General features: G+C 70.3%; 31 protein-coding genes. 18 read left to right on the top strand and 13 right to left on the bottom strand.

What is annotated here, in order from left to right:
• Positions 1-4: 4 nt before the first annotated feature.
• A complete protein-coding gene (gene treZ / locus ACQEVJ_RS35370; protein WP_433108755.1) occupies positions 5-1,702 on the top strand; it encodes a malto-oligosyltrehalose trehalohydrolase in 1,698 nt (565 codons plus the stop codon).
• 138 nt (positions 1,703-1,840) lie between these two features.
• Here treZ and ACQEVJ_RS35365 read toward each other — a convergent pair whose 3' ends face one another.
• Both ACQEVJ_RS35365 and ACQEVJ_RS35360 read right to left on the bottom strand, forming a co-directional pair.
• Entirely contained in the window at positions 1,841-2,623 is a 783-nt protein-coding gene (locus tag ACQEVJ_RS35365; protein WP_433108753.1) for a hypothetical protein, read from the bottom strand.
• 242 nt (positions 2,624-2,865) lie between these two features.
• On the bottom strand, positions 2,866-3,345 hold the full coding sequence (locus ACQEVJ_RS35360; protein ID WP_433108751.1) for a hypothetical protein: 480 nt from the start codon (positions 3,343-3,345) through the stop codon (positions 2,866-2,868).
• Positions 3,346-3,491: 146 nt separating this feature from the next.
• Between ACQEVJ_RS35360 and ACQEVJ_RS35355 the strand changes: the two genes are divergently transcribed.
• Both ACQEVJ_RS35355 and ACQEVJ_RS35350 read left to right on the top strand, forming a co-directional pair.
• Positions 3,492-5,486: an N-6 DNA methylase gene (locus tag ACQEVJ_RS35355; protein ID WP_433108749.1), complete on the top strand. Its 1,995-nt coding sequence runs from the start codon at positions 3,492-3,494 to the stop codon at positions 5,484-5,486.
• A gap of 11 nt (positions 5,487-5,497) precedes the next feature.
• A complete protein-coding gene (locus ACQEVJ_RS35350; protein WP_433108747.1) occupies positions 5,498-5,854 on the top strand; it encodes a nucleotide pyrophosphohydrolase in 357 nt (118 codons plus the stop codon).
• Between the two features lie 56 nt (positions 5,855-5,910).
• Here ACQEVJ_RS35350 and ACQEVJ_RS35345 read toward each other — a convergent pair whose 3' ends face one another.
• Positions 5,911-6,504 (bottom strand): hypothetical protein, encoded by a 594-nt coding sequence (locus tag ACQEVJ_RS35345; RefSeq protein WP_433108745.1) that lies wholly within the window; start codon positions 6,502-6,504, stop codon positions 5,911-5,913.
• A gap of 176 nt (positions 6,505-6,680) precedes the next feature.
• A complete protein-coding gene (locus ACQEVJ_RS35340) occupies positions 6,681-7,151 on the bottom strand; it encodes an ATP-binding protein (protein ID WP_433108743.1) in 471 nt (156 codons plus the stop codon).
• Between the two features lie 132 nt (positions 7,152-7,283).
• Here ACQEVJ_RS35340 and ACQEVJ_RS35335 point away from each other — a divergent pair, with 132 nt between their 5' ends.
• On the top strand, positions 7,284-8,063 hold the full coding sequence (locus tag ACQEVJ_RS35335) for a helix-turn-helix domain-containing protein (RefSeq protein WP_433108741.1): 780 nt from the start codon (positions 7,284-7,286) through the stop codon (positions 8,061-8,063).
• Positions 8,054-8,281 carry a DUF397 domain-containing protein gene (locus ACQEVJ_RS35330; protein ID WP_433108739.1) on the top strand — a complete coding sequence of 76 codons (228 nt, stop codon included), beginning with the start codon at positions 8,054-8,056 and terminating at the stop codon, positions 8,279-8,281. Before ACQEVJ_RS35335 ends, ACQEVJ_RS35330 begins: the two co-directional genes overlap by 10 nt.
• A gap of 154 nt (positions 8,282-8,435) precedes the next feature.
• Here the strand turns inward: ACQEVJ_RS35330 and ACQEVJ_RS35325 are convergent, their stop codons facing one another.
• Together ACQEVJ_RS35325 and ACQEVJ_RS35320 are read right to left on the bottom strand one after the other, a co-directional pair.
• Entirely contained in the window at positions 8,436-8,702 is a 267-nt protein-coding gene (locus tag ACQEVJ_RS35325) for a hypothetical protein (RefSeq protein WP_433108737.1), read from the bottom strand.
• 21 nt (positions 8,703-8,723) lie between these two features.
• Complete coding sequence (locus tag ACQEVJ_RS35320) at positions 8,724-8,942, bottom strand: hypothetical protein (RefSeq protein ID WP_433108735.1); 219 nt, start codon at positions 8,940-8,942, stop codon at positions 8,724-8,726.
• A 13-nt stretch (positions 8,943-8,955) separates the two neighbouring features.
• Between ACQEVJ_RS35320 and ACQEVJ_RS35315 the strand changes: the two genes are divergently transcribed.
• The 7 genes from ACQEVJ_RS35315 (at position 8,956) to ACQEVJ_RS35285 (ending at position 14,943) form a co-directional block, all read left to right on the top strand.
• On the top strand, positions 8,956-9,123 hold the full coding sequence (locus ACQEVJ_RS35315) for a hypothetical protein (protein WP_433108733.1): 168 nt from the start codon (positions 8,956-8,958) through the stop codon (positions 9,121-9,123).
• Positions 9,124-9,247: 124 nt separating this feature from the next.
• Positions 9,248-9,709 carry a hypothetical protein gene (locus tag ACQEVJ_RS35310; RefSeq protein ID WP_433108731.1) on the top strand — a complete coding sequence of 154 codons (462 nt, stop codon included), beginning with the start codon at positions 9,248-9,250 and terminating at the stop codon, positions 9,707-9,709.
• A gap of 137 nt (positions 9,710-9,846) precedes the next feature.
• The gene (locus ACQEVJ_RS35305) at positions 9,847-11,115 is read left to right on the top strand and encodes a YibE/F family protein (RefSeq protein WP_433108729.1); all 1,269 of its coding nucleotides are present in this window, start codon (positions 9,847-9,849) and stop codon (positions 11,113-11,115) included.
• Positions 11,116-11,251: 136 nt separating this feature from the next.
• Positions 11,252-12,211: a GNAT family N-acetyltransferase gene (locus tag ACQEVJ_RS35300; protein ID WP_433108727.1), complete on the top strand. Its 960-nt coding sequence runs from the start codon at positions 11,252-11,254 to the stop codon at positions 12,209-12,211.
• 239 nt (positions 12,212-12,450) lie between these two features.
• Positions 12,451-13,227 (top strand): 23S ribosomal RNA methyltransferase Erm, encoded by a 777-nt coding sequence (gene erm, locus ACQEVJ_RS35295; RefSeq protein WP_433108725.1) that lies wholly within the window; start codon positions 12,451-12,453, stop codon positions 13,225-13,227.
• 47 nt (positions 13,228-13,274) lie between these two features.
• Positions 13,275-13,727, top strand: coding sequence for an NUDIX domain-containing protein (locus ACQEVJ_RS35290; protein ID WP_433108723.1), 453 nt, complete (start codon positions 13,275-13,277; stop codon positions 13,725-13,727).
• Positions 13,728-13,974: 247 nt separating this feature from the next.
• On the top strand, positions 13,975-14,943 hold the full coding sequence (locus ACQEVJ_RS35285; RefSeq protein ID WP_433108721.1) for a hypothetical protein: 969 nt from the start codon (positions 13,975-13,977) through the stop codon (positions 14,941-14,943).
• 14 nt (positions 14,944-14,957) lie between these two features.
• Here ACQEVJ_RS35285 and ACQEVJ_RS35280 read toward each other — a convergent pair whose 3' ends face one another.
• Positions 14,958-15,365: a winged helix-turn-helix transcriptional regulator gene (locus tag ACQEVJ_RS35280; RefSeq protein ID WP_433113162.1), complete on the bottom strand. Its 408-nt coding sequence runs from the start codon at positions 15,363-15,365 to the stop codon at positions 14,958-14,960.
• A 140-nt stretch (positions 15,366-15,505) separates the two neighbouring features.
• On the opposite strand from ACQEVJ_RS35280, the gene ACQEVJ_RS35275 reads away from it, so the two are divergent.
• The 4 genes from ACQEVJ_RS35275 to ACQEVJ_RS35260 all read left to right on the top strand — a co-directional run bounded on the left by ACQEVJ_RS35275 (position 15,506) and on the right by ACQEVJ_RS35260 (position 18,411).
• Entirely contained in the window at positions 15,506-16,438 is a 933-nt protein-coding gene (locus tag ACQEVJ_RS35275; RefSeq protein WP_433108719.1) for an NADP-dependent oxidoreductase, read from the top strand.
• 227 nt (positions 16,439-16,665) lie between these two features.
• A complete protein-coding gene (locus tag ACQEVJ_RS35270; RefSeq protein ID WP_433108717.1) occupies positions 16,666-17,607 on the top strand; it encodes a hypothetical protein in 942 nt (313 codons plus the stop codon).
• Between the two features lie 82 nt (positions 17,608-17,689).
• Positions 17,690-17,857: a hypothetical protein gene (locus tag ACQEVJ_RS35265; RefSeq protein WP_433108714.1), complete on the top strand. Its 168-nt coding sequence runs from the start codon at positions 17,690-17,692 to the stop codon at positions 17,855-17,857.
• 11 nt (positions 17,858-17,868) lie between these two features.
• A complete protein-coding gene (locus ACQEVJ_RS35260) occupies positions 17,869-18,411 on the top strand; it encodes an MOSC domain-containing protein (protein WP_433108712.1) in 543 nt (180 codons plus the stop codon).
• Positions 18,412-18,555: 144 nt separating this feature from the next.
• On the opposite strand, the gene ACQEVJ_RS35255 is transcribed toward ACQEVJ_RS35260, so the two are convergent.
• The 6 genes from ACQEVJ_RS35255 to ACQEVJ_RS35230 all read right to left on the bottom strand — a co-directional run bounded on the left by ACQEVJ_RS35255 (position 18,556) and on the right by ACQEVJ_RS35230 (position 24,816).
• On the bottom strand, positions 18,556-18,906 hold the full coding sequence (locus tag ACQEVJ_RS35255; protein WP_433108710.1) for a hypothetical protein: 351 nt from the start codon (positions 18,904-18,906) through the stop codon (positions 18,556-18,558).
• A 24-nt stretch (positions 18,907-18,930) separates the two neighbouring features.
• Positions 18,931-19,608, bottom strand: a complete 678-nt coding sequence (locus ACQEVJ_RS35250) for a uracil-DNA glycosylase (protein WP_433108708.1) — start codon at positions 19,606-19,608, stop codon at positions 18,931-18,933.
• 187 nt (positions 19,609-19,795) lie between these two features.
• Positions 19,796-20,683, bottom strand: a complete 888-nt coding sequence (locus tag ACQEVJ_RS35245; protein ID WP_433108706.1) for a carbohydrate ABC transporter permease — start codon at positions 20,681-20,683, stop codon at positions 19,796-19,798.
• Complete coding sequence (locus ACQEVJ_RS35240; protein WP_433113159.1) at positions 20,680-22,047, bottom strand: ABC transporter permease subunit; 1,368 nt, start codon at positions 22,045-22,047, stop codon at positions 20,680-20,682. The genes ACQEVJ_RS35245 and ACQEVJ_RS35240 overlap by 4 nt, the downstream gene beginning before the upstream one ends.
• A gap of 178 nt (positions 22,048-22,225) precedes the next feature.
• Positions 22,226-23,551: an ABC transporter substrate-binding protein gene (locus ACQEVJ_RS35235; RefSeq protein ID WP_433108704.1), complete on the bottom strand. Its 1,326-nt coding sequence runs from the start codon at positions 23,549-23,551 to the stop codon at positions 22,226-22,228.
• Positions 23,552-23,553: 2 nt separating this feature from the next.
• Positions 23,554-24,816, bottom strand: coding sequence for an ABC transporter substrate-binding protein (locus ACQEVJ_RS35230; RefSeq protein ID WP_433108702.1), 1,263 nt, complete (start codon positions 24,814-24,816; stop codon positions 23,554-23,556).
• Between the two features lie 135 nt (positions 24,817-24,951).
• On the opposite strand from ACQEVJ_RS35230, the gene ACQEVJ_RS35225 reads away from it, so the two are divergent.
• On the top strand, positions 24,952-25,458 hold the full coding sequence (locus ACQEVJ_RS35225; protein ID WP_079317111.1) for a PadR family transcriptional regulator: 507 nt from the start codon (positions 24,952-24,954) through the stop codon (positions 25,456-25,458).
• Positions 25,455-26,204: an ABC transporter ATP-binding protein gene (locus ACQEVJ_RS35220; RefSeq protein WP_433108700.1), complete on the top strand. Its 750-nt coding sequence runs from the start codon at positions 25,455-25,457 to the stop codon at positions 26,202-26,204. The genes ACQEVJ_RS35225 and ACQEVJ_RS35220 overlap by 4 nt, the downstream gene beginning before the upstream one ends.
• Positions 26,205-26,229 lie beyond the last annotated feature (25 nt).

The raw sequence follows: 26,229 nt of genomic DNA, 5'->3' as shown, positions 1-26,229 counted from the left end.
GCGCATGTTCGAGGTCTGGGCGCCCGAGGCGGTGCGGGTCCAGGTCGAGTACGGAGGCGTCCGGCACGAGATGTCGCGGGGCGAGGGCGGCCGGTGGAGCGCCCCCGGCGACGAGCACGACCTCGACTACGCCTTCTTCGTGGACGGCGACGGGCCGTTCCCCGACCCCCGGACACGGCGGCAGCCGCACGGGGTGAACGGCCCGAGCCGGGTCTACCACCACGACGAATTCACGTGGAGAGACCAAGACTGGCTCGGCCGCGACCTGCGCGGCGCGGTGATCTACGAGCTGCACGTCGGGACGTTCTCGCCCGAGGGCACCTTCCGCGGAGTGGCCGACCGGCTGGAGCATCTGGTGGACCTCGGCGTCGACTTCATCGAGATCATGCCGGTGCCGCCCGTGCCAGGGAAGCGCAACTGGGGCTACGACGGCGTGGACCTCTACGCGGTCTTCGAGGAGTACGGCGGGCCGGACGGGCTCAAGAGCCTCGTGGACGCCTGCCACCGGGCCGGTCTCGGCGTGATCCTCGACGTCGTCTACAACCACCTCGGGCCGTCGGGCAACTACCTGGCCAAGTTCGGGCCGTACTTCCACGACGCGAAGGGGTCCTACTGGGGCGACGCGGTCAACCTGGACGGGCCCGGCTCCGACCAGGTGCGGCGCTACTTCATCGAGAACGCCCTGCAGTGGCTGCGCGACTACCACGTCGACGGGCTGCGCCTCGACGCCGTGCACGCCCTGCACGACAAGCGCGCCGTCCACTTCCTGGAGGAGCTGTCGGCCGAGGTCGACGCGCTGTCCGCCACCGTGGGCCGTCCGCTGACGCTCATCGCCGAGTCGGACCTCAACGACCCCCGCATGGTCACCCCGCGCGAGGCCGGCGGCCTCGGCATGCACGCGAGCTGGAACGACGACGTCCACCACGCCATCCACGCGAACGTCACCGGGGAGACCAACGCCTACTACGGGGACTTCGCCACTCTGTCGTCCCTCGCCAAGGTGCTGACCAGGGGATACTTCCACGACGGCACCTACTCGTCGTTCCGCGGCCGCTCTCACGGCAGGCCGGCGACCGGGGTGTCCGGCCACCGGTTCGTCTGCTGCGCGCAGAACCACGACCAGATCGGCAACCGGCCCGAGGGCGACCGCATGCGGCCCGAGCAGCTCCGCCTCGCCTCCGGACTGCTGCTCACCTCGCCGTTCACCCCGATGCTGTTCATGGGCGAGGAATGGGGGGCGACCACCCCGTTCTACTTCTTCACCGACCACTTCGAGCCGCACCTCGCGGCGGGCGAGGGCGAACGGCGCAGGAAGGAGTTCGAGGGCTTCGGCTACGACTGGAAGGCCCCCGAGCCGGGCGACGAGGACACGTTCCTGCGCTCCAAGCTCGACTGGGAGGAGCTGACCAAGGACGAGCACGCCTCGCTGCTGGGCTGGTATCGAGACCTGCTCGCGCTCCGCAAGTCTCATCCCGATCTCACCGATCCCCGCCTGGACCGGGTGCGGGTCGAGGTGGACGAGGACCGGCGCGTCGTGGTGATCGAACGCGGCTCGCTGCGGATCGCCGCCAACTTCGCCGAAGGCCCGGTCCCCGTACGGCTGGCCGCGTCGCGGCTCCTGCTCGCCTCCGACGAGTCCGCCCGCCTGACCGATGAGGTTCTCGACCTGCCCGGCCGCTCCCTGGCCATCGCGGAGGTCTGAGACGGCGTCCACGATCACTACCACCGGTCTGCCAGGCCGACCAGGCCGAGGAGACGGGCGGTGCCGGTGTGGTGGTGTGAGAGGAGGGTCGGGCGACCCGACCCTCCTCTCGATTGTCCGATCCACCGGGTGATCGCTCTAGGCGACGATCGCGATGAACGACTTGACGTATCCGACGGCGTCGAGCGCGGTCTTCACCGTGCCGTCGAGGTTGAGCTTGACGCTGTTCTGGCAGCTCCACGTGTACCCCGAGGACGCACGCCAGGCCGTCGGCAGGGAGGAGATAGTGCCTGACTTGTTCCAGTTGTGGTCGCGGGATCCGGAGTCGAACGTCCCGTGGAGCCGCCCGAAGGTCTCGAAGACGAAAGCCGAGCCTGACGACGTGCGGACGACGCAGACGCCCGAGAAGTTGTAGCTGGTGCCGCCCGAGTCGTGCATGTGCCCGGACCACTGGTACGTCCCGTCGCGGTACACGGTCAGCGAGGTCCAGCCACCGACCGGGACCCCTCCGCTGAAGTTGACCCTACGGTTGATGACGATCGGGGAGGCGATGCCGGAGGACGAGGCCCGGCGGCCGGCCGCGGCGGCGTTGTCGTCGCGCGCCTGCTGACGTACGGCCGGCGTGACGCAGACGTCGTCACCGGTGAAAGCCTCGCGCCAGACGTAGCCCGTCACGCAGGTGTGCGGGCCGTATGCTCCGTTGGTCCAGCGGGAGAACCTGACACTGTTGTCATTGGCGGTCTGCGTGCGGACGGCGGGAGTGACGCAGACGTGGTCGGAGGGGCGTGCCTCGCGCCAGACGTAGCCGCTCGCACAGGTGTCGGGACCGTAGTCGGTGGCGGACGCGGGAGTGGCGACGGCGGGGAGGGCGGTGAGGCCGGTGATCGCGGCGGCGGCCATGCCAAGAGCGGTGCGCTTCATAATGATCTCCTCAGGGGGTGCCTCCCGGCGTTGCCCCTGGCTGCCGGGCTTGTGCACCCAGTGAACGGCCGCCCCCTTTCAGGTCCCTTGATCTCCGCTAGCCGGTCCGCCCTGCAAGAGAATTGCAAGGCGGCGGTCCGTCAAGCGGGAAAAGAAGAAGGACCCGGCTGTGTGCCGGGCCCTTCTCTTCAGCGTTTACAGGCGTTCAGATCAGCCTCTCGTCCAATCAGTGGGCCGCTCGCTCAAGCGGCCTGGGCGACGGGAAGTTCGAAGGTGACGGTGTCGGGGACCGCGGTGTAGAGCCGCCAGCTCAGGTGGTCGCGCTGGGAGACGACGGTGACGTGCAGGCCGCAGCCCGCCAGCCAGAGGGCCAGGTCGGCGAAGTAGCCGTCGCCCGACCCGATCACCGCCCGCTCGAACCGCAGGTCCACCCGGGTCGTACGGGCCGCCTCGTCGAGGGCGTGGTCGGCGCCGTCAGGTCCCGAGCGGGCCAGCAACTGCACCCCGCGCAGCGCGATCCCCACGGAGACGAGCGCGTTGTGGTTGACCGCCACGATGAACTGGTCCAGCGGCCCGACCGGCACCGTGCGCTGGTAGGCGCTCATCACCCGCCGCACGTCGTGGGTCGTCGGAAGGGGAGACCCGGTCAGGTTCTCGATGTCCAGGAGATGGATCGCGCGCCCACGGCGAAGTGACCTGATGCGTGTGATGGGGGTGCTCACGATCATTGCTCCCTTCCATGACAACTCCTGGCGTCCATTAGACCATGTGTTGACACAATCAACCAGTACTTGGCGGGACGTTGCCCATGTCCGAGGCATCGGATATGGTCCGGTCTGATCGGAGAACTGGCGGAAGGCGGAGCGGCGTGCGGCGAGACGTACACGTCACCGCGGCGGACATCGCCCGTTTGGCCGGCGTGGGACGTGCGGCGGTCAGCAACTGGCGGCGCAGGCACGACGACTTTCCCGAGCCCGTGGGGGGCACGTCCACCAGCCCGGCGTTCTCGCTCGCGGAGATCCGGGATTGGCTGCGCGGCCACGCCGAGGGCAGGGACCTCCCCCCGGACGAGTGGCTCTGGCAGGACCTGCGCACCACCGTCGACGACGACGACCTCGCCGACCTGATCGCCGACCTCGGGGCCTTCCTGGTGTACGTGCAGCACGAGGCGGACGACTGGGACGGGCTCTCGGCCGGGACCGACGAGGAGGTGGCGCGGGAACTTCCGGCCCGGGTGCGCGCGACGTGCGAGAAGACCGCCGGCGCGGAGGCGTTCCCCGAGACGGTTCCGGCGACCCGGGTGCCGCTGGTCCGCTCGATCGCCCGGCTGGCCGCGGAACGCGGCGCCCGCGGCACCTTCGAGTTCCTGCGCGAGCGGTACTTCGAGGTGCACACCCGGCGCGTCTACTCCACCCCCGCCGAGATCGTCACGCTCACGCTCGACCTCGTGGGCGAGGGGTTCGGCTCCGTGCTCGATCCGGCCTGCGGCTCGGGCCGCATCCTCGGCCGCGCGCTTGAGCGCTCGCCCGGAGCCCGGCTGCTCGGCCAGGACATCGATCGCGTGGCCGCCCGGCTCACCGCCGTACGGCTCGCGCTGCGCTGCGACAACGCGCGGATCAGGCCGGGAGACTCCCTGCGCGCGGACGCCTTCCCCGGCGAGTTGGTGGACGCGGTGGTGTGCAACCCGCCGTTCAACGACCGCAACTGGGGATACGAGGAGCTGACGGCCGACCCCCGGTGGGAGTACGGTCTGCCGCCGCGCGTGGAGCCCGAGTTGGCCTGGGTGCAGCACGCGCTCGCCCACCTCACGCCGGGAGGCGTGGCCGTGCTCCTCATGCCCCCGGCCGTCGCCAGCCGCAGGTCGGGCAGGCGGATCAGGTCCCAGCTGCTGCGGCGCGGCGCGTTGCGCGCGGTCATCACGCTCCCGCAGGGCGCCGTGCCCAACGTGGCGGTCGGCCTCACGCTGTGGATCCTGTGCCAGCCCGCCGAAGGCGGCACACCGAGCCATGTCCTGATGGTCGACACCTCCGGCAGGCCGGACGATTACGCCGGCGTGGCCGTCGCGGCGTGGCGGGAGTTCGGCGAGGGGCGCGAGCTGGACGAGCCGGGCGTCAGCAGGTCGGTCCCGCTCGTCGACCTGCTCGACGAGGACGTGGACCTCACCCCCGCCCGCTACCTGTCCACGGCCGCCGACGACCTGTCACCGGAGCGGATCGCCGGAGCCCGTTCCCGGCTCGCCGAGCTGTTCGGGGCCATCGCCGGGTCGATGCCCTCGGTCGCGGCGTCGCCACCGGACGAGCTCGCCCTGGTCCCGCTGCCCGAGCTGGTGCGGCGCGGCATGCTCGTCCTGGAGCAGCAGACGCCGGCCCGGCCGGGGGAGGAACCTCCCCGGGGGGCGCCGGTGCTCACCGTCGAGGACGTGCTCGAAGACCGGACCGCGACGGGAACCCCGGAGCACGCCGGGGCGAGGCCGATCGTCACGCGGCCCGGCGACGTTGTGGTCCCACAGGTCGTGACCGCCCCGGTCGCGCGGGTGCTGACGAAGGGCGACGCCCTGCTCGGCCCCTACCTGTCCCTGCTGCGGCCGGATCCCGAGGTGCTCGACCCCGACTTCCTCGCCGGTTTCCTCTGCGCGTCCGTCAACGTCCGCCACTACACCTCCATGTCCTCGCGCTATCGGGTGGACGTACGGCGTGCGGAGCTGCCGCTGCTGCCGATGGAGGAGCAACGCAGGTATGGAGAGGCGTTCCGGCGCCTCGCCGATTTCCGGTCGGCCCTCCGTGAGGCGGCCGCGCTCGGCGAGGACCTGGCCCGGCTGGTGGCCGACGGCCTCACCCACGGCGCGGTACGGCCCCACGAGTAGGGTCGGGTGCCGTGAGCGGTGAACTGGAGCACCTGGCCGCCCGGCTGCGCGAGTTCGTACGCGTCCGGGACTGGGAGAGGTTCCACACGCCCAAGAACCTGGCGATGGCCCTTGCCGGGGAGGCGGGGGAACTGGTCGCGGAGTTCCAGTGGCTGACGGCCGAGGAGTCGCGGAACCTCGACGAGGACGCCCTGCGCAGGGTGCGCGCCGAGCTCGGGGACGTGACGTTGTATCTGGTCCGGCTCGCCGACGCGCTGGGCGTCGACCTCGCCGAGGCCGCGAACGCCAAGCTGGACGACAACGAGCGCCGGTACGATCCCGAGACCTATCGCGGTTCGGCCAGGAAGGCTCCTCCACTGACCTCGTGACGTCCCCGGCGTCGCCCGGACCGCGCGGTTAACGCGACCACTGTGCCGTGGTAGGCCTACATCACGATGAAGGTGCCGATCACCCCGGTCGCGCTCAGCACGCCGAACACGGTCAGTACGGCGACCGCGATCCCGCCGCTCATCAGCCATCGACGCCGGGCCGTGCCCGTGCCCAGGCTGACCACCGCGAGCCAGCCCCACAGCAGCCCCTCGACCAGGAACCACGGTTCGTTGAACAGCAGATCCTGAAGATCGGCCGCGCGCCGGTCGATCGTCGCCCAGAACGGAAGGTCCATGTACAGCAGGCCGGCCAAGCTGAGCACCCGCTGGATGACATCGATCAGTGCGTGCATGACGCACCCCACCGCCACCGCCCAGCAGAGGGCCAGCAGGCCGCGCCGCCCGTACGGGTGCCGCCACAGCGGCAGCGTCGCCACCGGCAACACCGCGGCGATCAGCAGGATGACCGCCCCCACTGTGTTGATCAGCAACCACTGCGGGCGCGAGACGGGCGTGCCGAACATGCCGACGGTTCCGCCCAGCGCGTAGTAAGCCCGATAAGCGCTGTAGAACAGGGCCCACGCACCCAGGACGACGCTGATCCTGGCTCTGTTCGCCGCCACCTCCCGCACGTGCTCCACGACTGCCACGTTTCCCTCCGCATGCACTCAAGGCCGGACATCAGACTGCCGAACCGCTCCTGAGACACAGCTGAGAAGCCAACCCTCCTTCACAGCCCGGGACTCCCGACTGGACGCGGAGGGTGTCCGAGGGCCGCCCGCTTCCGGCATGGTCCCCTTTGGCTTGCGGACGTGCCGTGACGCTTTCAGGGCCAGGCGAGGAGTTGGAACCAGACGGACTTGCCGTACGGGGTGAGGGCCCAGCCCCAGTGGTGGGAAAAGGCCTGGACGATCGCGAGTCCCCGGCCGTGCAGGTCGAGTGAACGGGCCTGACGCAACCGGGGGAGTGTGGGGCAGGGGTCGTGGACGTCCACGACGAGCAGGTCCTTCTCCCGGCTGACCGTGACGCGGACCGCGCTCGTCGCCGAGCCTCCGATGGTGCCGGTGATGCCGTGGGTGAGCGCGTTGGTGACAAGTTCCGACGCCAGGAGTTCGGCGACCTCCGGGACGTCCTCGGCCGCGTTCCAGTCGAGGGCCACGTCCCGGACGAACCGCCGTGCCGAGGCGACGCACCGGATGTCGCGCGGGAGCCATTTCTCGCCGAGGACGGGGACGAGCCGGTCGGGCGTGCAGCGATATTCGGCCAGCACCGTGCGGGCCGCGATTGCCTCGGTCATCGGCGTTCTCCCGGTCTCGGAAATCCACGTCCAGACTGTCGAGATCCGACTACTGTAAGTATCGATTTCGTTACCAAGGACAACATTTGAAGACCATGTCCATGTCGTTGAAATCCGGCACGAGGAGGCGTTGTGGTCGATGTCTACTCACCACAGGCGATATGGGGCAGGGAGCTGCGCCACTACCGCCAGGCGGCGGGGTTGACCCAGACCCAGTTGGCCCAGAAGGTGCACTTCAGCGAGTCCTTGATCAGCGGTATCGAGACCGGTCAGCTCCCGGCGAGCCCGGAGTTCGCGCAGTGCTGCGACGAGGTCCTGTCCACCGGCGGGGCGCTGCGACGCCTGCTCGACTGGCGCAAGGGCCAGGTGTTCCCCTCCTGGTTCGGCAAATGGCGCGACAAAGAGCAGGTCGCCACCACGCTCCGGACCTACCAGCCGCTCGTCATCCCCGGCCTGCTCCAAACCGAGACGTACGCGCGCGTGCTGTTGTCGGGAGACGAGACCGCAGTGGCGGCACGGATGGAGCGCCAGCGCATCCTCGGCCGGGAAGACCCGCAGTCGCCAACTCTCCGGTGCGTCATCGACGAGGCCGTCCTGCACCGGCCGATCGGCGGACCGGAGGTCATGCGCGAGCAACTCAATCATCTCGTGGGCATGATCAGCCCGAGGCTGAGCGTTCAGGTCGTCCCACACGGTATGCATTCGGGCTTGCTCGGCGGGTTCTCCATTGCGACGCTGAATGGGGGAAATGACCTGGTTTATATGGAGACGGCCGTCCGGGGCCTCACTACCAGTGACCATGAGGACGTCGCGGCAGCCACCGAATGCTTCGAAGCGATCCGGACCGAGGCGTTGCCGCTGAACATGTCCACCGACCTCATCAGGAAAACAGTGGAGGACAGATGGACCTGAGCCGGGCCCGCTGGCGCAAGTCGAGCTACTCGGGAAGCAACGGAGGCGACTGCGTCGAGGTGGCGGAGGTCGACGGAGGACCCGAGCACAAGAGCGGCCGGCTGATCGCCGTACGGGACTCCAAGGACCCCGACGGCCCCGCGCTGTTCTTCACTCCCGAGGAGTGGAAGGCGTTCCTCCTCGGCGTCCAGGCCGGCGAGTTCGAGCCGGGCCGCTGACCGGCCCTCGCGTCGCCCGCCGGGGCGACGCGTAACGCGAGGGCCGGGGCGGAAGGTCAGCTCTCGATGAACTGGTGGTCGGTCCTGATCCGGCCGTCCTCATCGAGGGTGAGGAAGTCGAACCCGGCCGAGTCCACCTCGCCCGATGCGATCCTCACCATCTCCCAGTTGAAGCGCACCGCACTGTGGTGCCGTCCGCGTTCTCCACAACCCGGAAGACGTACGCGCCCGGCGCGACCCACTTGCCGTACGACGTGGCGATGCGCACCTCAAGCTCCGCGTGGCCGTGGACCTTGATGGACGGGGTGTAGTGGGCGGCGTCCGGGGCGAACAGCTGGGCGATCATCTCGCGGCGTACGGCGGCGTCCGGCTCGTTCCACACGGCCACATAGCGGCGGGCCAGGTCGTTGAGGTCGTTCATGTTTCTCCTTGCGAATGACGGTCAGGCCGTGGCTCTGGCACGCGGGAGCCACTGGACGAGAGCGGCGATGGCCAGGGTGATGACGATGAGGTAGACGAGCCCGTGCTGGAACGCCACGGTGACGCCGCCGGACAGGGCGCTGTAGAAGACGATGCCGATGATGCCGACGCCCAGCGCCCCGCCCACCTGCTGGGCTGTGGTGAGGGCGCCCGCGGCGCCGCCGGCGTGATGCGGGGCCACCCCGGACAGGACGGTGCGCGGGAGCTGGCCCGCTCACGGGCACCCCGCTCCCGACGCGGGCGCCGACCAGCTCCTCGTGCTCATCGACGGCGTGCTCGCCCACGCCGTCACCCGGCCCGGCGCCCGTCCCGCCCTGGCCGCGCGGGCGCTGGCGGAGGCCGTCCTCGCGGCACGGGCCTGACGGCGTCGATGTGATTCGCCTTGCCCAAATTTGACTGTTTCGGTCATCTCCTGGTTGATGATCCGCAAGGATGATCGCCAGGACGCCGCCCGGATGGAGGGCGACGGTTGGGAAAGGACAACGTATGCGCAGGTCCGCGAGTACGGTCGTCGTCGCAGCGGCGCTGGCCGTCGGAGGGCTCGTCGCCAACCCGGCATACGCGATCTCCGCCGGCTACACCCCCGAGGGGGTGTGCGGTTCCGGTTTCGGCCAGGTCGCGAGCAGTAAGGTGAAGACCTCGTCGGGGCAGGTCTTCGGAAAGGTCTACCTGCTCTACAACCGCTCCACGGGCCAGAACTGCGTCGTCACCATCAAGTCGGCGTACGTCGGCACGCCCACCAGGACCTCCGCCCAGCTCATGGTGCGGCTGCCCAACGGGCGGGCGGCCGAGAAGATCGACCACCTGAAGAAGTACAAGTACTACGCCGGCCCGGTGAAGATGAACGCCAAGGGCAAGTGCGTGAAGTACTACGGCACGGTCGCCGACACGCGCGTCGACGGGGAGATCGCGAGCGGTGGCCGCCTGACGTGGGGCAACTGCGGCTGACCCCGGACGTCCCCACCACGGCCCGGTAGGGCCGGACGCAGGCGCTGCCCAGCGGGTGCCGGGCGGCGCCTGCGGTGGACAGCCTCTCCCTTAGCATCGGTGCGGCACGACCCGGATGCGAGGAGACGTACGTCCAGATGGGCGCCAATCACAGCCACGGCACGACCGCCCCGCCCGTTTCCCGCCGGACCGTGGTGGCGACGCTGGCCGTCATCGTTCCCGTCGCCCTGGTGACGGTGGCCGCCCTGATATGGCTGTGGCCGGGCGACGGCCGGCCATCCGGTTCGTCCTCGCCCTCGCTGCGGCAGGTCAACGGGACGATCGTCGATGTCGTCCCCAAGCCGTGCCCCGCCGTGCCGGACGAGCAGGCGGCCGGTCCGGCCGCGGCGCCGGGCTCCGATGCCTGCGGGGACGCCCGCGTCAGGATCGCGGGTGGGCCCGACGAGGGCCGGACCGTCACCACCGAGCTGCCCACCGGCCCCGGTGCGCAGCGGTTCGCGGTGGGTGAGGACGTCGTGCTGGTCCATGTGCCGGACGGCGCGCTCGACGCACCCGAGTATCTGCTGTCGGACCACGACCGGTCCGCTCCGCTGTGGCTGTTCGTCGCCGCGTTCGCCCTTGCGGTGGTCGCCTTCGGACGCTGGCGCGGACTGACCGCGCTGATCGGGCTGGCCGTGACCTTCGTCCTGCTGCTGACCTTCGTCGTCCCCGCGATCCTCGCGGGTGAGCCGCCGACCCTGGTGGCGATCGTGGGCTCCGCCGCGATCATGCTGGCGGTCCTCTACCTCACTCACGGCTTCACGATCGCGACCTCGATGGCGGTGCTGGGCACGCTGGTCAGCCTCACCCTCACCGGTCTGCTGTCCGCGTTCGCCATCGACGTCGCGCACCTCGCGGGGATCACCGACGACAGCTCGTTCCTGCTCGACAGCAACTACCGGATCAACGGGCAGGGCCTGCTGCTCGCGGGAATCATCATCGGCGCGCTCGGCGTGCTCGACGACGTCACCGTCACCCAGGCGGCCACCGTGGGGGAACTGGCCGTGGCCAACCCCGGCTACACCTTCAGGCGCCTCTACCGCGCCGCCGCCCGCGTCGGGCGGGCCCACATCGCCTCTGTGATCAACACGATCGTCCTCGCGTACGCCGGGGCCGCGCTGCCCATGCTGCTGCTGTTCAGCGTCGGCGACCAGCCGCTCGGAGACGTGCTGCGCAACCCCGTCCTCGCCCAGGAGATCATCCGCAGCATCGTCGGCACGCTGGGACTCATCGCGGCCGTCCCCGTGACCACCGCGCTGGCCGCCCTCGCGGCGCCCCGGCGGCGTTCGGAAGAGGAGTCGAAGAGCCACTTGCCGGCTGGTGCCGCGGCGGAAAAGGATTGGCCGGCCGAGTGGCACGTCCGATAGAACGGGCGTGGACCTTCGACGACGAGAGGAGGGACGAGCCGATGTGTGCAGAGAACGTCGTGCCGGTTCCTTCCCGGGGTACGGCCGGACGCTGACCCCTGGGCGCGAGCGGGCACGCCTCACCTGAGGAAGTGCAGTGAACCCCAACGACTTGATCATGCGCCCTATCGCGGGGCGTACGGAACTCGACCTCTTCCGCCGCCTGCCCTACTTGCTGAACGACGAGCTGGACGACGACCTCGCCTCCGGCCGCCGGCGGGCCGAGTGGATGTGGATGGCGCTGAGCGGCGACCGCCTCGTCGCCAGACTGGCCTGGTGGGCCCCGCGCGAGGGCGAGGCGCCGGCGCTGCTCGACATCCTTGACCTCGACGACACCATGCCCGGACCGGCGAGCATCGAGGCCGGGGCCCGGTTGTTCGAAACCGCGAGCGCCGCGGTGCTGCCGGTCGGCGTACGCCCGCCGGAATACAACACGTTCGTCCCCCCGCGGTGGCGCGACGACGCGCAGGCGAGGCGTGCAGTCGAGGACCGCATGACCGTGCTGGAGCGGGCCGGCGCCCGGCCGCTCGTCGAACGGCTGCGGCTGGAGTGGCGTCCAGGCACTCCCATCGCGGCTCCGGGTGGGCGGCTGACCTTCCGGCCCGTGGCCGGCAGGGAGGAACTGGTCGCCCTGATGACCCTCGTCCTCGACGGCACGCTCGACGCCCACAGCCGCGCCGACCTCACGCGAATGCCCGCCGAGCGGGCCGCGGCCCAGCACTACGACGACGAGCTCGCCCACTACGGAAGCCCACGGGAGTGGTGGCGGATCGGCACCTCACCCGACGGCGAACCGGTGGGATTCGTCATCCCGGCGCGCAACGACTACAACCCGATAATCGCGTACATCGGGGTCGTGCCCGCCCACCGTGGAAACGGCTACATCGACGACCTGCTGGCCGAGGGGACGCGGATCCTCGCCGGGCAGGGCGTCCCGCGAATCCGGGCCGCCACGGACGTCGGGAACGTCCCGACGGCCCGGGCGTTCCTCCGCGCCGGATACGAGGTCATCGGCCAGCGGATCGACATGACATGGAGTGAAGGCGGGTCGCAGTAGGGCGGTCTCCGCCACGCGGGTGAAGGTGTCCGGCAGAAGACACGCGCGGAAAATGGCTTGCGGCTCCTCCCGTCGTGCTCGCTAGGGTGACGCCCATGTGCTGCTTCGCATGCTTCACGAGGATCCGCCGCTCGTAGCGGCGGATCCTTCCTCTCGTACGGCTCCGCCGCCATCGGTGTCCTCGCCGGTGCGGCGCTTCGCGCTGCCCGGCTCCGATCGCGCACTCGCGGAGCACTTCCATGGTTCATCAGAGCGGACGGCACGAGCTCGGCCAGAACTTCCTCGTCGACCGTACGGTCATCGCTCACGTCGGGGAACTGGTCGCCGGGACAACCGGCCCGATCGTCGAGGTCGGCGCGGGGGACGGGGCGCTGACGCTTCCCCTCAGCCGCTACGGCAGGCCGCTGACGGCGGTCGAGGTCGACGACGGACGGGCACGCCGGCTGGCCCGGCGCGTCCCGGCGAACGTCACTGTCGTCAACGCCGACATCCTGCGGTTCCGGTTTCCGCGGCATCCTCACGTGGTGGTCGGAAACCTGCCGTTCCACCTCACGACCTCGATCATGCGGCGGCTCCTCGCGGCGTCCGACTGGAGGACGGCGGTGCTGCTGGTCCAGTGGGAGGTCGCCCGGCGGCGGGTCGGCGTCGGCGGCGCCAGCATGCTGACTGCCGCCTGGTGGCCGTGGTACGCGTTCGAGGTGCATGCGCGGGTGCCCGCCCGGTCGTTCCGGCCCGCTCCCTCGGTCGACGGCGGCCTGCTCACCATGACGCGCAGGGCCGTACCCCTGGTCGCCGAGCGGGGGCCCTACCAGGACCTCGTGCGCCGGGTCTTCACCGGGCGCGGGCGCGGCCTCGTGGAGATCCTCGAACGCACGGGACGCCTGGACCGCCAGACCGTACGCGCCTGGGCGCGCGGCGCGCGGGTGATGCCGCACGCACTGCCCAAGGACCTGACCGCCGGACAGTGGGCGTCGCTCTGGCAGGAGGTGACACACCGCCGGCGACCGGGCCTGTGATGATGTCCTTCTCGCTGCTGGGGTCGCTGTGGACGAAGGGACTCATCGTGAACGATCTGGTCGCCCGGCTGTGGCGGAGCATCGGCGGCTCGGTGCAGTGGCGACTGCTGTGGATCTCGCAGGCGAAGTTCATGGTCGGCGTCACGGGCGTCGTCCGCGACGGGGACGGGCGGGTGCTGTTGCTCCGGCATCGGTTGTGGCCGGAAGACCGGCAGTGGGGGCTGCCCACCGGCTACGCCGTCAAGGGGGAGACATTCCAGGAAACGGTCGTCCGGGAGGTGCGGGAAGAGACCGGTCTGAAGGTGCGCGTCGGTGAGCTCGTCCGGCTCAAGAGCGGCTACCGGCTGCGGGTCGAGGTGGCGTACGAGGCCGAGTTCGCGGGCGGCACGATGAGGATCGACCCCAAGGAGATCCTGGAGGCGCGGTGGTTCACGCCGGACGACCTGCCGGAAGGGACGCTGGAGTCCCATCGGCTTCTGATCTTCGGCAAGGCCGGATAGGCGGTCGCGGGACAGGTCGTTGACCGGTGATCTGTGGACCAGGGCGATGCGGCGCGGAGATTCACCCGTTCTGTGTCGTCGGCTGTCCACAGAGCGGCGTTCGGGTGGGACGGGCGATGGCGTATTCGCGCAGGCTGTGCCCCTGTGGCAGTGGCGAGGAGCGGCAGGTGCGGGGCCCGCTGCTCCTGCGGCACTTCCCGTGGCCGCTTCGGCGGTTGTAGGTGCAGCACGTCGCGGAGGAGGAGCCATGCGAATCACCTATCCCGTGCCCGCGCAGACCTCGTCGGTCTTCGTCGTCGTCACGGACCGTACGCCGACCGATCTCTCGTCGATCGTCCCCTGGCGGATGGGGCCGTCCCACCGGCGCGCCGCCAGGGACGCGCTCGGCACGCCCCGGCTGACGCTGGAGGCGTTCCGGTCGACGCGGTCTCCGTGGCGGCGGATGGACCTGAGCGCCGAGGACCTCAAACGGGTGAGACGGGCCCGTCATCACGTGGTGGTGACGAGCACCGCCCCCGTCGAGGAACAACCCGAGGCCGCCCAGGTCGCCCGGGCTGCCGCGCGCGGGATCGCGGAGGCCTACCAGGGCGCGTTGTACGACCCGCTCACGGGAGCGGCCGTCTACCACTGCGCCGAGTGCCCGGGGGAGCGACAGGACTTCCACCTCGGCGACGACTGGCTGGGCTGGAGGGTGTCGTGCGCCGACGAGGGACACGCCTGCGCCCTCGGCCTCGGCGCTGCCGCACCTGCCGTCGCGGGCGCCGATGCCGGCGGGGGCTGTTCGTGCCTCCTGACGACCTCGCGCGGCCTGCGGCGTTTCGGTCTGCCGGAGATCACACTGACCGGCCTCGCCTGCGCGCACAGCCTGTGTGCGGTCACCGTCCTGCGCACCGTGGCCGAGCCGCTGCTCGCGGGCCACTTCGCCTGGCTGTCCGCCGGCCCCCAGTCGCCCTGCCGCGGCGTCGCCCGCCGCCTCCGGGTGGCGGGGACGGAGTACGCCGTGCTGTCCGGCGGAGCGGATCTGGAGAGCGGGCCCGTCCACATTCCCGGCGCCGAGTACGGGTCGCCGTCCGGCATGGCGGATGAGGAGAGCGGACTGCTGGGCGTGCGCCTCACATCGGCCGCCGCCGCCCGTTCCTGCCTCAGGCTCCGCCTGCCGGGCGGTCACGACGGGAGCCACCACCCGCACCACACCCCCGGCCTACTGGTCGCATGACCCTTCGAGCGTGGTCAGGCCGGTGTGACGGGCTTCGGCTCCTCGGCCGCCCGGCTGTCGAAGCTCGCCCGAGAGGCCATGATCTCGCCGACGTGCTCCTCGGACCAGATCCGGATGCCCTCCATCAGTGCTACCAGGCTGTGTCCCAGCTCGCTCAGTTCGTACTCCACCCGGGGAGGGATCGTGGGATACATGGTCCGGATGACCATCCCGTCGCGCTCCATGCTCCGCAGCGTCTGGGTGAGGCTCTTCTGGGTGATCCCGTCAAGCCTGCGCCGCAGCGCCCCGAACCTGACCGGCCCGTCACGCAGGGCGTCGACCAGGAGGCACGTCCACTTGTTCGCGATGCTGTCCAGGACTTTGCGGGAGGCGCAGTCCCGAAGGTACGCGTCCGCCGCGCCTCGGGGCAGCAGCCGTGACATGGTTTCCACAAGGTACCTATATATCGCAAAGGTGCCTTCTTTCATATGGATACCGTTCTCGTCCACGATTGGTCGCGACGACGGAAGCGTCGCCGTTGGAGGCGGCGCCTTCCACGAATGCGGCAAGTGGGGAGAACACGATGAGAGTCGTCACGCAGTCGGCCTTCGGCGAGCCGTCCGTCCTGCGGGTGACGGAGGTGGACCGGCCGGAGCCGGGCCCGGGGCAGGTTCTGATCAAGGTGGAGGCGGCGGGCTACAACCCGGTGGACTCCGCGGTCCGTGCGGGAGCCTTTCCGCTGCTCGGCGAGCCCCCGTTCACCGTCGGGTGGGACGTGGCCGGAGTGGTCGAGACGGCGGGGCCGGGGGTGTCCGCGTTCTCACCGGGGGACGAGGTGCTCGGGCTGATCGGCTTTCCCGCCGCAGGCAACGCGTATGCGGACTACGTGCTCGCCTCGCCCAACGAGATCGTCCGCAGGCCTGCCGGACTGACGGTCGAGGAGGCGGCGGGGCTGCCGCTGGCCGGTCTCACCGCGTGGCAGGCACTGGTCGGCATCGCCCGGGTCAAGGAGGGCGACCGGGTGCTCGTCCACCGCGCCGCCGGAGGCGTGGGCCACCTGGCGGTCCAGATCGCGAAGGCACGGGGGGCGCATGTCGTCGGCACGGCGCGGGCGGCCAAGCACGAGTTCCTGCGCGGTCTGGGCGCCGACACCCTGATCGATTACACCGCCGAGGACTTCGTGACGTCGGCCGGGCCGGTGGACATCGTCTTCGACCTGCTGGGCGGGGAGTACGGAGAGCGCTCCGCGGCAGCCCTGAGGCCGGGCGGCCTGCTGGTCGCGGCGATCGGCGGCAACCCCGGCATCACTCCGCAGCGGGCCGCCGAACTCGGCATCCGTCTCCAGGTCGTGTCCGTGCGTCCCTCGGCGCACGATCTGACCCAGTTGACCTCTCTTGTCGAGGCGGGCCGGCTCAGGGTGCACGTGGATCAGATCGTGCCTCTGGCCGAGGCGGCGAAGGCCCACGAGCTGGGGCAGACCGGCAGGACCACCGGCAAGATCGTGCTGGTCCCCTGACCAGACGATCGGCCGGCGGGGCGGGCCGAGGGTGGCCGGGGGGCCGGAGTGTGCCGCGGCCCCCGCCCGAACCTGCGCGGGGGGCTGTGCCGCGGTGCCCTGCCCGGACCTGGGCGGGCGGGCTGTGCCGCGGTGCCCCGCTTGGACCTGGGCGGGCGGGCTGTGCCGCGGCGGCCCGCCTGGACCTGGGCGGGAACGTTTGGGCGTCTATCGGACGTCTGTGAAGTGTGACCCTTTTCGCTGCTATCGACGACGAGATCCGGGACGCGCGGGATCGCGCCAGGCGCCGGGACCAGCTCACCCGGCAGCGTGCCACTCTCCTGACTCAGATCGAGGAGGTCCGTGGCATGCTCGCGGACCTGGAGCGGCAGCTCGCCAAGGAGGATCGCGACGTCGCCAAGCTGGAACAGGGCGGTTTCGGCGCCTTCCTGGCGGGTCTGACCGGAAGCAAGGAGGAGCGCCTGGCCCGGGAACGGGCCGAGGCGGCGGCGGCCCGCCAGCGGGTCACCGGCCAGCGCACCCGCCTGGAGTGGCTCACCGGCGACCTGCGCACCACCGACCAGGCCCTCGCGGAGCTCGGCAACCCGCATCACGAGCTGGAGGTGCTGCTCGCCCGCAAGGAACGGATGCTGGTCGAGTCGGGCGATCCGCGCGGGCGGGAGCTGGCCGACATCGCCGCCCGGCTGGCGAACGTGAGCGCCGACCTGCGCGAGCACCAGGAGGCGCAGCAGGCCGGGGCGGCGGCGGGCCAGGCGGTCGGCTATGTCCTGCGGCATCTGGGCAGCGCCCGCGGCGCCTCGACCTGGGACATGTTCAGCAACGGCGGCTTCGCCGACATGGTCGAGCACGGGCACCTGCGTCAGGCCGACGAGGCCGCCTGGCACGCGCAGGGTGCGCTCGACCGGTTCTCCCGCGAGCTGGCCGACATCGGCGTCAACGCCGCGCCCCAGTTGCCGAAGGTGGACACCCGCTGGTTCGCCGACGTCTTCTTCGACAACATCATCACCGACGCCATCAAGCACCAGCGGATCGCCCGTACGGCGGAGGCGGTGCGCGAGGTCGCCGAGTGGGTCGCGGCGATGGTCAACCAGGTGTCCGCCCGCTGCGGCGAGCTGACCCGCCAGCAGGATTCCCTCACCCGGCGGCGCGAGGAGGTCCTCAGCTCCTGACCGGTTCCGCCCGGCCAGGCCGCCCCGGAAGAGTCACCTACGCACGTTCGATCGGCCCTGTGCGGTTCGCGCGGGGCCGAGCATGCTCGAACGCGCGCAACTGGACGGCGCGGTGCCCGGCGACATCGAGACGGCCGGCCCCCTCACGCTGGTCAACGCGATCGCGTGGGTCGGTGAGCAGGCTCCATGTGACGAATATCTGCTTGACCGCCTCCTCGCCCTCGTGCGCGGAATGGAGCCATCTGCCTAAGAGGAGGAGACATGACGAGCAGAGTGACGGCGGTCAGCCGCAGCGCCACCCACACCTTCAGCAAGACTCCGCTGGAGTCGATCCGGCTGCTGGCCGGCCTGGGCGTCGAGGGGGACGCGCACGCCGGGGTGACCGTGAAGCACCGGTCGCGGGTCGCCCGCGACCCGAGCGTGCCGAACCTCCGCCAGGTGCACCTGATCCACGCGGAGTTGCACGACGAACTGCGCGGGGCGGGCTTCGCCGTACGGGCGGGGGACATGGGGGAGAACGTCACCACCAGGGGCGTGGATCTGCTCGCGTTGCCCACCGGGACTCGGTTGCATCTCGGCGAGACGGCCGTCGTCGAGGTGACCGGCCTGCGCAACCCCTGCGTGCAACTCGACGGTTTCCAGCACGGGCTGATGAAGGCCGTGCTGGACCGGGACGAGGAGGGCAACCTGGTGCGCAAGGCCGGGGTCATGGGCATCGTCGTCGCGGGCGGCGAGGTCCGGCCCGGCGACCCCATACGGGTCGAGCCGCCGGCCGGACCCCACCAGCCTCTTCAGCCGGTGTGAGCGGTCCGGACGCCGTCCGGCTCGCCACCAGCGACGAGATCGCGGCGCACTACCAGCGCACGACCAGCCGGCCCGCGTAAGAGGATCGGCAAGGACGCGCCGGTCCGGCCGACGGCCGGCCCGACGCGTCCTTGCCGGCCGGCCTCAGTGGATGTGGCCCGGTTCGTCGTGGTCGTGGTCGTGGCCGTCCTCGTCCTCCAGGACGCCCTCCGACGGCTCCACGCCGAGCATCGCCTCCCGCGGCTCGACCTCGGCGACGTGCTCGACCAGGCCCAGCACGTGGTCGGGCTCGATCAGCCACTGCAGGGCCGCCGCGCCCGTCTCGTCGGAGTTGACCAGCTCGATCTGCTCCTGCCGTTCGGCGTCGTCCAGTTCGGCCTGGGGGTCGCGGATCTCGGCGAGCGCCGCCGCCTGCAGCGCGTCGACATCGAGGACCTCGACCACCAGGTCGACGGTGAGCCGCAGGTAGCGACCGGTGTCCGTTCCATCGCTCATGGTGGTGATCCTATCGGCAAGCCGTCACGGCAGTTTCCACTCGACCGGCGCTCCGCCCCGCTGCTCCAGCAGGGCGTTGGCCCGGCTGAACGGACGGGAGCCGAAGAACCCGCTGCGCGCCGACAGCGGACTGGGGTGGGCCGACTCGATGCACGGCACGTCCCCCAGCATTGGCCGCAGGTTGCGGGCGTCGCGACCCCACAGGATCGCCACGAGCGGCCCGCCCCGCTCGACCAGCGCCTTGATGGCCTGCTCGGTCACCTCTTCCCAGCCCTTGCCCCGATGGGAGGCGGGCTTGCCCGGCATCACCGTCAGCACCCTGTTGAGCAGGAGCACGCCCTGCTCGGTCCACGGAGTGAGGTCGCCGTTCGACGGCGCCGGGTGGCCGAGGTCGGCCGTGTACTCCTTGAAGATGTTGACCAGGCTGCCCGGCAGCGGCCGTACGTCCGGAGCCACGGAGAAGCTCAGCCCGACCGGGTGACCGGGGGTGGGGTAGGGGTCCTGGCCGACGATCAGCACCCGGACCTCGCCCAGCGGTTGCTGGAACGCGCGGAGCACGTTGTCCCCCGCTGGGAGGTACTGGCGGCCTTCCGCGATCTCCTGCCTGAGGAAGTCGCCCATGGCGGCGATGCGCCCGGCCACGGGTGTGAGGGCCTCGGCCCATCCGGCTTCCACGAGTTCGTGCAACGGACGTCCTGACATGTCCGCGCACTCTATCGGCTTTTCGGCCCCCGTACGGCCCGGCGGCGGAAAGATCGGATGCCCGCTTACCCCCGTGAAGCGGGCATCCGACGCCCTTCCGGCACGGTTCGCCACACACGGGATATTTCCCGTGTCGACCCCGGTGATGCCGGTCGGAGGCCCCAGACGACTCGGGGCCTCCGGCCGGTCACTTGACCGAGCCCGCGAGCATGCCCTGCACGAAATACCGCTGGAAGGCGAAGAACAGCACCAGCGGGATGATGAGCGACAGGAACGCGCCCGGCGCGAGGATGTCCACGTTCGTGCCGAACTGCCGCATCTGGGATTGCAGTGCCTTCGTCATCGGCTGGTTCTCGGTGTCGGCGAACACCAGCGCGACGAGCAGGTCGTTCCACACCCACAGGAACTGGAAGATGCCGAGCGACGCGATCGCGGGCTTGGCCAGCGGGAACACCACGGTGGCGAAGATCCGCCACTCCGGCGCGCCGTCCATCCGCGCCGCCTCGAGCAGCTCGCGCGGAATGCCCACGAAGAAGTTGCGCAGCAGGAAGATGGCGAACGGCAGGCCGAACGCCACATGGAACAGCACGACGCCGAGAATCGAGCCGAAGATCCCGAGGAATCCGTACAGCTTGGCGATGGGAATCAGCGCGATCTGCACCGGGACGACCAGCAGGGCGATGACCACGAGGAACACCATGTCCCTGCCGGGGAACTCGATCCAGGCGAACGCGTACGCCGCCATGGCCGCGATGCCGATCACCAGCAGCGTCGCCGGCACCGTGATGAGGACGGTGTTCCAGAACGACGAGCCGAAACCCGACGCGAGCAGGTTCGAGTAGTTGTCGAACGTGATCTGCGCGGGTTTGGTGAACAGCGTCCACCAGCCGGAGGAGTTGTTGTCGGTCTCGCCGCGCATCGAGACGACGAGCAGCCCGAGAGTCGGGAGCAGCCAGAAGAGCGCGACCAGGATCATGAAGACCTGGACCAGGCCGCCGCCGAGGCGGTCGACCGCCCGCGTGAACAGGCCGCGCTCGACCGGCTGCGCGTGCCGGGGTTCGGCCAGGGTCGTCATCCCTCGTCCCTCCTGAACCGGCGGATGTTGAAGATCATGAACGGCACCACCAGCACGAGCAGGAAGATCGACAGCGCGCTGCCCAGGCCCTGGTTGCCGCCGCCGCCGAACGACACGCGCCACATCTCCAGCGCGATCACGTTGGCCTGCGGCTGCACCGAGCCGGGAGCGATGATGAACACCAGGTCGAAGACCTTCAGCACATTGATGATCATGGTGACGAAGACGACGAGCAGCACCGGCGACAGCAGCGGCACGGTGATCCGGCGGAACACCTGCCACTCGGTCGCGCCGTCGATCCTGGCCGCCTCCAGGGCGTCACGGGGGATCGCCGACAACCCGGCCGCGATCAGCACCATCGCGAATCCGGCCCACACCCAGATGTACGCGCCGATGATCGCGGGGGTGATCAGTCCCGGCCCGAGCCAGGTGAGCCCGTTGAACGGGGCCGTGAAGTTCGACTGCGGCAACCGTACGACGTAGGAGCCGGCCGGAAGGCCGGAGAAGCGGAACGTGCCGTCGGCGGCCGTCTCGGTCGTCGCCTTGACCGCGCCGCCGGAGACCGCCTCGACCGTGACGCCGGCCAGGCCCTTCTCCTGCGGGTCGATCTGGTTCAGCGTGCCTCCGCCGCCGCGGACGACGTCGAGCCAGACGGTGCCGCTCAGGCCGTCGCCGCCGGGGGCGGCCTTGGCGGGCGCGGTGCCCTTCACCGCGTCCTGGTTCAGGCCGACGAGCGGGATCAGCACCGGTGTGCCCGCCTGCACCTCCTGCTTCGTCACCACGGCGCCGTCCTGCACGACCGCGGGCGCCTGGTCGTTCTCCCGTGGCCGTGCGCCGGGATAGCCCGCGCTGGAGGAGAAGGCGTCGTGGACGGTGGTGATGATGGCGTTGGCCACGCCCTTGTCCGGGTCCTGCTCGTACACCAGGCGGAAGATGACCCCGGCGGCGAGCAGGGAGACGGCCATCGGCATGAACAGCACCAGCTTGAACGCCGTGGCCCAGCGGATGCGCTCGGTGAGCACCGCGAAGATCAGACCGAGCGCGGTGACGATGATCGGGGCCACCACGACCCAGATGATGTTGTTCCTGATCGTGGTGAGCGTCGAGGAGTCGGTGAAGATCGAGAGGTAGTTGCCCAGTCCGACGAACCGGTCGCCGGTCGAGTCGTACAGGCTGCGCCAGATCGAGTAGACGATCGGATAGATCACCCACGCGGCGAGCAGCAGCAGCGCGGGCAGCAGGAACGTCACCGCCAGCCTCGGCGGCGGGCCGAGGCGCACGGGCGCCTTCGCCGCGCCCGCCGTGGCGACCGCGCCGGGCGGGGCCGCCGCCGGACCCGCCGGTGGCTCCTCGGAAGCGGTCAGGGAGCCCGAGGCGGCCGGGGTGTCGGCGTCGGAGCCGGAGAGGGCCGCTCCCGGCTGGGGGGAGTCGGAGGAAGGATCTGCGGGGGGTTCGCTCGGGCCGGAGGAGGCCCCGGCGGCGGAGTCTCCGCCGCCGGCGGCCTGCGGGCCGTCCAACCGTTCGGTCACGGCCGTCCTTCCTTTACTTCTTGAAGGCCTTGGCGGCGTCCGCCTCGAGCTTCTCCTGCGCGCCCTTCACGTCGGAGGGGTCGCGGAGGAAGTCCTGCAGGTCCTTCCACTCGCCCTTGCCGTCGGTGCCGCCGAAGGCGCTGGGGGCGAGGTCGGACATGTCGTACCGCACCGACTCACCGGCCGAGATGATCGTCTGGGCGAGCTGCTTGGTCAGGTCGTCCGGGTAGTTGTCGGGCGAGACGTTGCGGTTGGGGGACAGGTAGCCGGGCTGCTTGGCCCAGACCTCGCCGCCCTCCTTGGAAGCCAGGTACTCCACCAGCGCCTGCGCGCCCTTGCTGTCCTTCATCACCACGGCGACGTCGCCGCCGAGGATGACCGGAGCGGTGTCGCCCGCCTTCGGGAACGGCATGATCTTGGCCTCTTCGCCGACCTTGGCGCCCGACTGGCCGAGGGACGCGGCGACGAAGTCGGCCTCGATGACCATCGCGGCCTTCTTCTGGGCGTACACCTGGGTGACGCAGGTCGGGAAGTCGGTCTGCAGCGCGCCGGACGAGCCGCCGAGCATGAACTCCTTCTTGCCGAAGACCTGCGCCAGCTTCTCCAGGGCGGTCTTGACCGAGGCGTCGGTCCACGGGATCTCGTGCTTGGAGAGCTTGTCGTAGTTCTCCGGGCCCGCGGTGGAGAGGTAGACGTTCTCGAACAGGTCGGTCAGCGTCCAGCCGGAGGCGGCGCACAGCGCGAACGGCGAGACGCCGGAGTCGGACAGCGTCTGGGCGTTCTTGATCAGGTCGTCCCAGGTGGACGCGGGCTGGGCGCCGGCGTCGTCGAAGGCCGACTGGCGGTACCAGACGAGCGACTTGTGCGCCGCCTTGACGAGCACGCCGAACACCTGGCCCTTGGCGGAGCCGAGCTCCTTCCAGTAGGGGGTGTAGTTCTGGTCGATCTGCGCCTGCACCTCGGCGGACAGCGGCTTGAGCGCGTTCTCGTCGGCGTACTGCTGCACCAGGCCCGGCTGCGGCAGGATCGCGACGTCCGGAGGGTTGCCGCCCTGAATGCGGGGGCCGAGGTAGGCGCCGGTGTCCTCACCGGTGGAGGCGTAGGTGACCTTGGCGCCGGTCTTCTCCTCGAACGCCTTGAGCACCTTCTCGAAGTTGGCCTGCTCGTCGCCGGTCCACTTCGCGGCGACCTCGACCTTCACACCCTCCAGGGGCTTGGCGCCGCCGCCGGCGGCCGAGGCGCTGCCCGCGGGCGCCGGCTCGTTGCCGGAGTCGCTGCCGCACGCGGCGGCGGCGGCGAGAGCGAGGCACGCGACCATGATGGGGGGGAGTTTGCGCATATCTATCCTCCGAACTGGATGACCTCGCCAAGCCCCTGTTTCAGGTCGGCGACGGTCTCGTCTACGGGTTTGGCGAGAGTGAGCGCGCCGGAAACGGCGCTGGAGATCAGCAGGCTGACCTGGTTGTAGTCGGCGGTGACCGGCCTGGGCCGTGCCGAGACGATCGCCTCTTTGAGCACGGGCAGGTAGGGGAACCGCTCGATGAGCTCCGGGTCGTCGTACAGCTCCGTCCACACCGGGGGGAACGAGCCCTCGGTGAGCACGAGCCGCTCGTTGTCCCGGCCGGTGAAGTAGCGGATGAAGTCGAGTGCCGACTTCTGCCGCTTGGAGAAGGCGCTGATGGCGAGGTTGTAGCCGCCCAGAGAGCTGGATCCGGGCCCGTTCAGGCCCGGCAGCCGGGTCACCGAGAACTTCCCGGCCAGTTTCGAGTGGGCGGCCGGTCCGTACGCGTGCGGCCAGTTGCGGGCGAACAGCAGCCGCCCCTCCTGGAAGGCGAGCCGGGACTCCTCCTCCTTGTACGTCAGCGCCTCGCGGGGGATCCACCCCTCCTTGACGCCGCCGACGAGGAAGTCGAGCGCGGCCCGCGCGCTGCCGAGGTCCATCGTGACCGTGCGGGCGTCCGGGCCGAGGATCGACCCGCCCGCCGACTGGACGGCCTCGGCGAAGTTGACGGCCAGCCCCTCGTACGGCAGGAACTGCCCGGCATATCCCCCGATGTGATACTTCGCGCTCAGGCGGGAGGCCTGCTCGCGCAGCTCCGCCCAGGTCTTGGGCGGCTTCAGGTGCTCCTTCTTCAGGATGTCCGACCGGTAGTAGAGCAGGCCGGCGTTGCTGGTGTACGGCGCGGCCCACAGCCTGTCGCGGTAGATGGCGGTGTCCGCGACGCCCTTGAGCAGCTTGTCCAGGGGGAACAGGCTGCGGTCGAGCGGCACGATCCAGCCGGCGTCGGCGAACTCGGCCGTCCATATCACGTCGAGCGCGAGCACGTCGTAGACGTCGTTGTGCGCCTGCAGGTTGGCCACCATCTGGGCGCGCTGCTCGTCGGCCGCCTCGGGCAGTTCGAGCAGCGACACCGGCTCGTCCGGATGCGCCTGGTTCCACCGGTCCAGCAGTGGGCGGAGGTACGCGGTGGTGTCCCTGCCGATCGCCAGCGTGATCGGCCCGGTGCCATCGCTGCCCACAGCGGACTTGGCGCCGGTGTCGGCGAGCCCCGCGCACCCGGCCACCAGGAAGGTGGCCAGAACGGCAACGGCTCGGCGAACCATGTGGCCTCCGTGTGAAAACCGAGTTACATACGTGTTAGGTAGGTGCATGCATGTTATGCATAGCGATAATGTGAGCGTCAACGGATTAGCCCGTAACGCTCCGATAACTGCTCGATACGGCTTGGGGGTGGGCGCGTGCGGCAGTCGCTGCTGGCGCTCCTTGCGAAGGAACCTGCCCACGGATACGAGCTGAAACAGGCACTCGAAACGATCTTCGGCGATGCCTACCCGTCGCCCAACATCGGACAGATCTACGTGACCCTGGGCCGGCTGGAGAAGGACGGGTACGTCCGGTCGGTCGACGTCGAGCAGGCCAACCGGCCGAACAAGAAGGTCTACTACATCACCGCCACCGGCCGGGAGGCGCTGGAGACCTGGGTCGAGGAGCCGACCGAGGGCCCCCGGGTGCGCGACGAGTTCTTCATGAAGCTCGTGCTGGCCCCGATGACCGGGCTGTCCGACCGCATGGCCTTGGTGAACCGGCAGCGACGGCACTACCTTGCGCTCATGAGAGACCTCCGCGAGCTGGCCGAGCGCACCGACCCGGCCAACCGCGTCGCGCTGCTGCTCATCGAGGGGGCCATGCTCCACCTGCAGGCCGACCTCGACTGGCTCGAACGCTGCCAGGAGGACCTGCCATGAGTGTGGACGCTCCCGTCGTACAGGCCGTCAACCTGGTGAAGATCTACCAGACCGGCGGGCTGCCCGTGCCCGCCGTACGCGGGGTCGACCTGACCGTCGAGGCGGGGGAGTTCGTCGCCATCATGGGCCCGTCCGGGTCGGGCAAGTCCACCCTCGTCCACATGCTCGGCGGCCTGGACACCCGCACCAGCGGCGAGATCTGGCTGGACGGCAGGCGGGCCGACACGCTCTCGGAGAGCGGGTGGGCGGTGCTCCGCCGGGAGAAGATCGGCTTCGTCTTCCAGTTCTTCAACCTGGTCGCCAACATGACCGTGGCCGACAACGTCGAGCTTCCCGCGCTGCTGGGCGGCGTCTCGCCCCGGCAGGCCAGGGAACGGCGCGAGTACCTCCTCGGCGAGCTCGGCCTGGCCGACCGCGCGGAGGCGTCGCCGGCGCAGCTCAGCGGGGGCGAGCAGCAGCGGGTCGCGCTGGCCCGCGCGCTCGCGAACCAGCCCCGGCTGCTGCTGGCCGACGAGCCGACCGGCAACCTCGACAGCCGCAACACCCGCGACGTGCTGCGCCTGCTCGGCAAGGTGCACGGGCAGGGCCAGACGATCGTGCTGGTCACCCACGACGCCCGGGTGGCGAGCATGGCCGACCGCGTCGTCAGCCTGCTGGACGGTCAGATCGTCGACGACGGCGCGATCCCGAAGTCGCGCCGGCGCCCGTTGGGGGCGGCCGGAGACGTCGTGGAGCTGCGCAGTTGAGATCGTCCGGCCACCATGCTCCCCC

The organism is Microbispora sp. CA-102843, assembly GCF_050936215.1.
Classification (GTDB): Bacteria; Actinomycetota; Actinomycetes; order Streptosporangiales; family Streptosporangiaceae; genus Microbispora.
The sequence above is the reverse complement of the archived record's forward strand: the minus strand, read 5'-3'. Positions and strand labels throughout refer to the sequence as shown.

What these genes read in the sequence shown, in the direction of transcription:
- ACQEVJ_RS35365 (WP_433108753.1), bottom strand. Translation starts at nt 2,623, where the DNA reads ATGAAGCGCACCGCTCTTGGCATGGCCGCCGCCGCGATCACCGGCCTC.
- erm (WP_433108725.1), top strand. Translation starts at nt 12,451, where the DNA reads ATGGTTCATCAGAGCGGACGGCACGAGCTCGGCCAGAACTTCCTCGTC.
- ACQEVJ_RS35330 (WP_433108739.1), top strand. Translation starts at nt 8,054, where the DNA reads ATGGACCTGAGCCGGGCCCGCTGGCGCAAGTCGAGCTACTCGGGAAGC.
- ACQEVJ_RS35255 (WP_433108710.1), bottom strand. Translation starts at nt 18,906, where the DNA reads ATGAGCGATGGAACGGACACCGGTCGCTACCTGCGGCTCACCGTCGAC.
- ACQEVJ_RS35220 (WP_433108700.1), top strand. Translation starts at nt 25,455, where the DNA reads ATGAGTGTGGACGCTCCCGTCGTACAGGCCGTCAACCTGGTGAAGATC.
- ACQEVJ_RS35305 (WP_433108729.1), top strand. Translation starts at nt 9,847, where the DNA reads ATGGGCGCCAATCACAGCCACGGCACGACCGCCCCGCCCGTTTCCCGC.
- ACQEVJ_RS35280 (WP_433113162.1), bottom strand. Translation starts at nt 15,365, where the DNA reads ATGTCACGGCTGCTGCCCCGAGGCGCGGCGGACGCGTACCTTCGGGAC.
- ACQEVJ_RS35260 (WP_433108712.1), top strand. Translation starts at nt 17,869, where the DNA reads ATGACGAGCAGAGTGACGGCGGTCAGCCGCAGCGCCACCCACACCTTC.
- ACQEVJ_RS35230 (WP_433108702.1), bottom strand. Translation starts at nt 24,816, where the DNA reads ATGGTTCGCCGAGCCGTTGCCGTTCTGGCCACCTTCCTGGTGGCCGGG.
- ACQEVJ_RS35235 (WP_433108704.1), bottom strand. Translation starts at nt 23,551, where the DNA reads ATGCGCAAACTCCCCCCCATCATGGTCGCGTGCCTCGCTCTCGCCGCC.
- treZ (WP_433108755.1), top strand. Translation starts at nt 5, where the DNA reads ATGTTCGAGGTCTGGGCGCCCGAGGCGGTGCGGGTCCAGGTCGAGTAC.
- ACQEVJ_RS35310 (WP_433108731.1), top strand. Translation starts at nt 9,248, where the DNA reads ATGCGCAGGTCCGCGAGTACGGTCGTCGTCGCAGCGGCGCTGGCCGTC.
- ACQEVJ_RS35250 (WP_433108708.1), bottom strand. Translation starts at nt 19,608, where the DNA reads ATGTCAGGACGTCCGTTGCACGAACTCGTGGAAGCCGGATGGGCCGAG.
- ACQEVJ_RS35275 (WP_433108719.1), top strand. Translation starts at nt 15,506, where the DNA reads ATGAGAGTCGTCACGCAGTCGGCCTTCGGCGAGCCGTCCGTCCTGCGG.
- ACQEVJ_RS35340 (WP_433108743.1), bottom strand. Translation starts at nt 7,151, where the DNA reads ATGACCGAGGCAATCGCGGCCCGCACGGTGCTGGCCGAATATCGCTGC.
- ACQEVJ_RS35265 (WP_433108714.1), top strand. Translation starts at nt 17,690, where the DNA reads ATGCTCGAACGCGCGCAACTGGACGGCGCGGTGCCCGGCGACATCGAG.
- ACQEVJ_RS35325 (WP_433108737.1), bottom strand. Translation starts at nt 8,702, where the DNA reads ATGAACGACCTCAACGACCTGGCCCGCCGCTATGTGGCCGTGTGGAAC.
- ACQEVJ_RS35245 (WP_433108706.1), bottom strand. Translation starts at nt 20,683, where the DNA reads ATGACGACCCTGGCCGAACCCCGGCACGCGCAGCCGGTCGAGCGCGGC.
- ACQEVJ_RS35285 (WP_433108721.1), top strand. Translation starts at nt 13,975, where the DNA reads ATGCGAATCACCTATCCCGTGCCCGCGCAGACCTCGTCGGTCTTCGTC.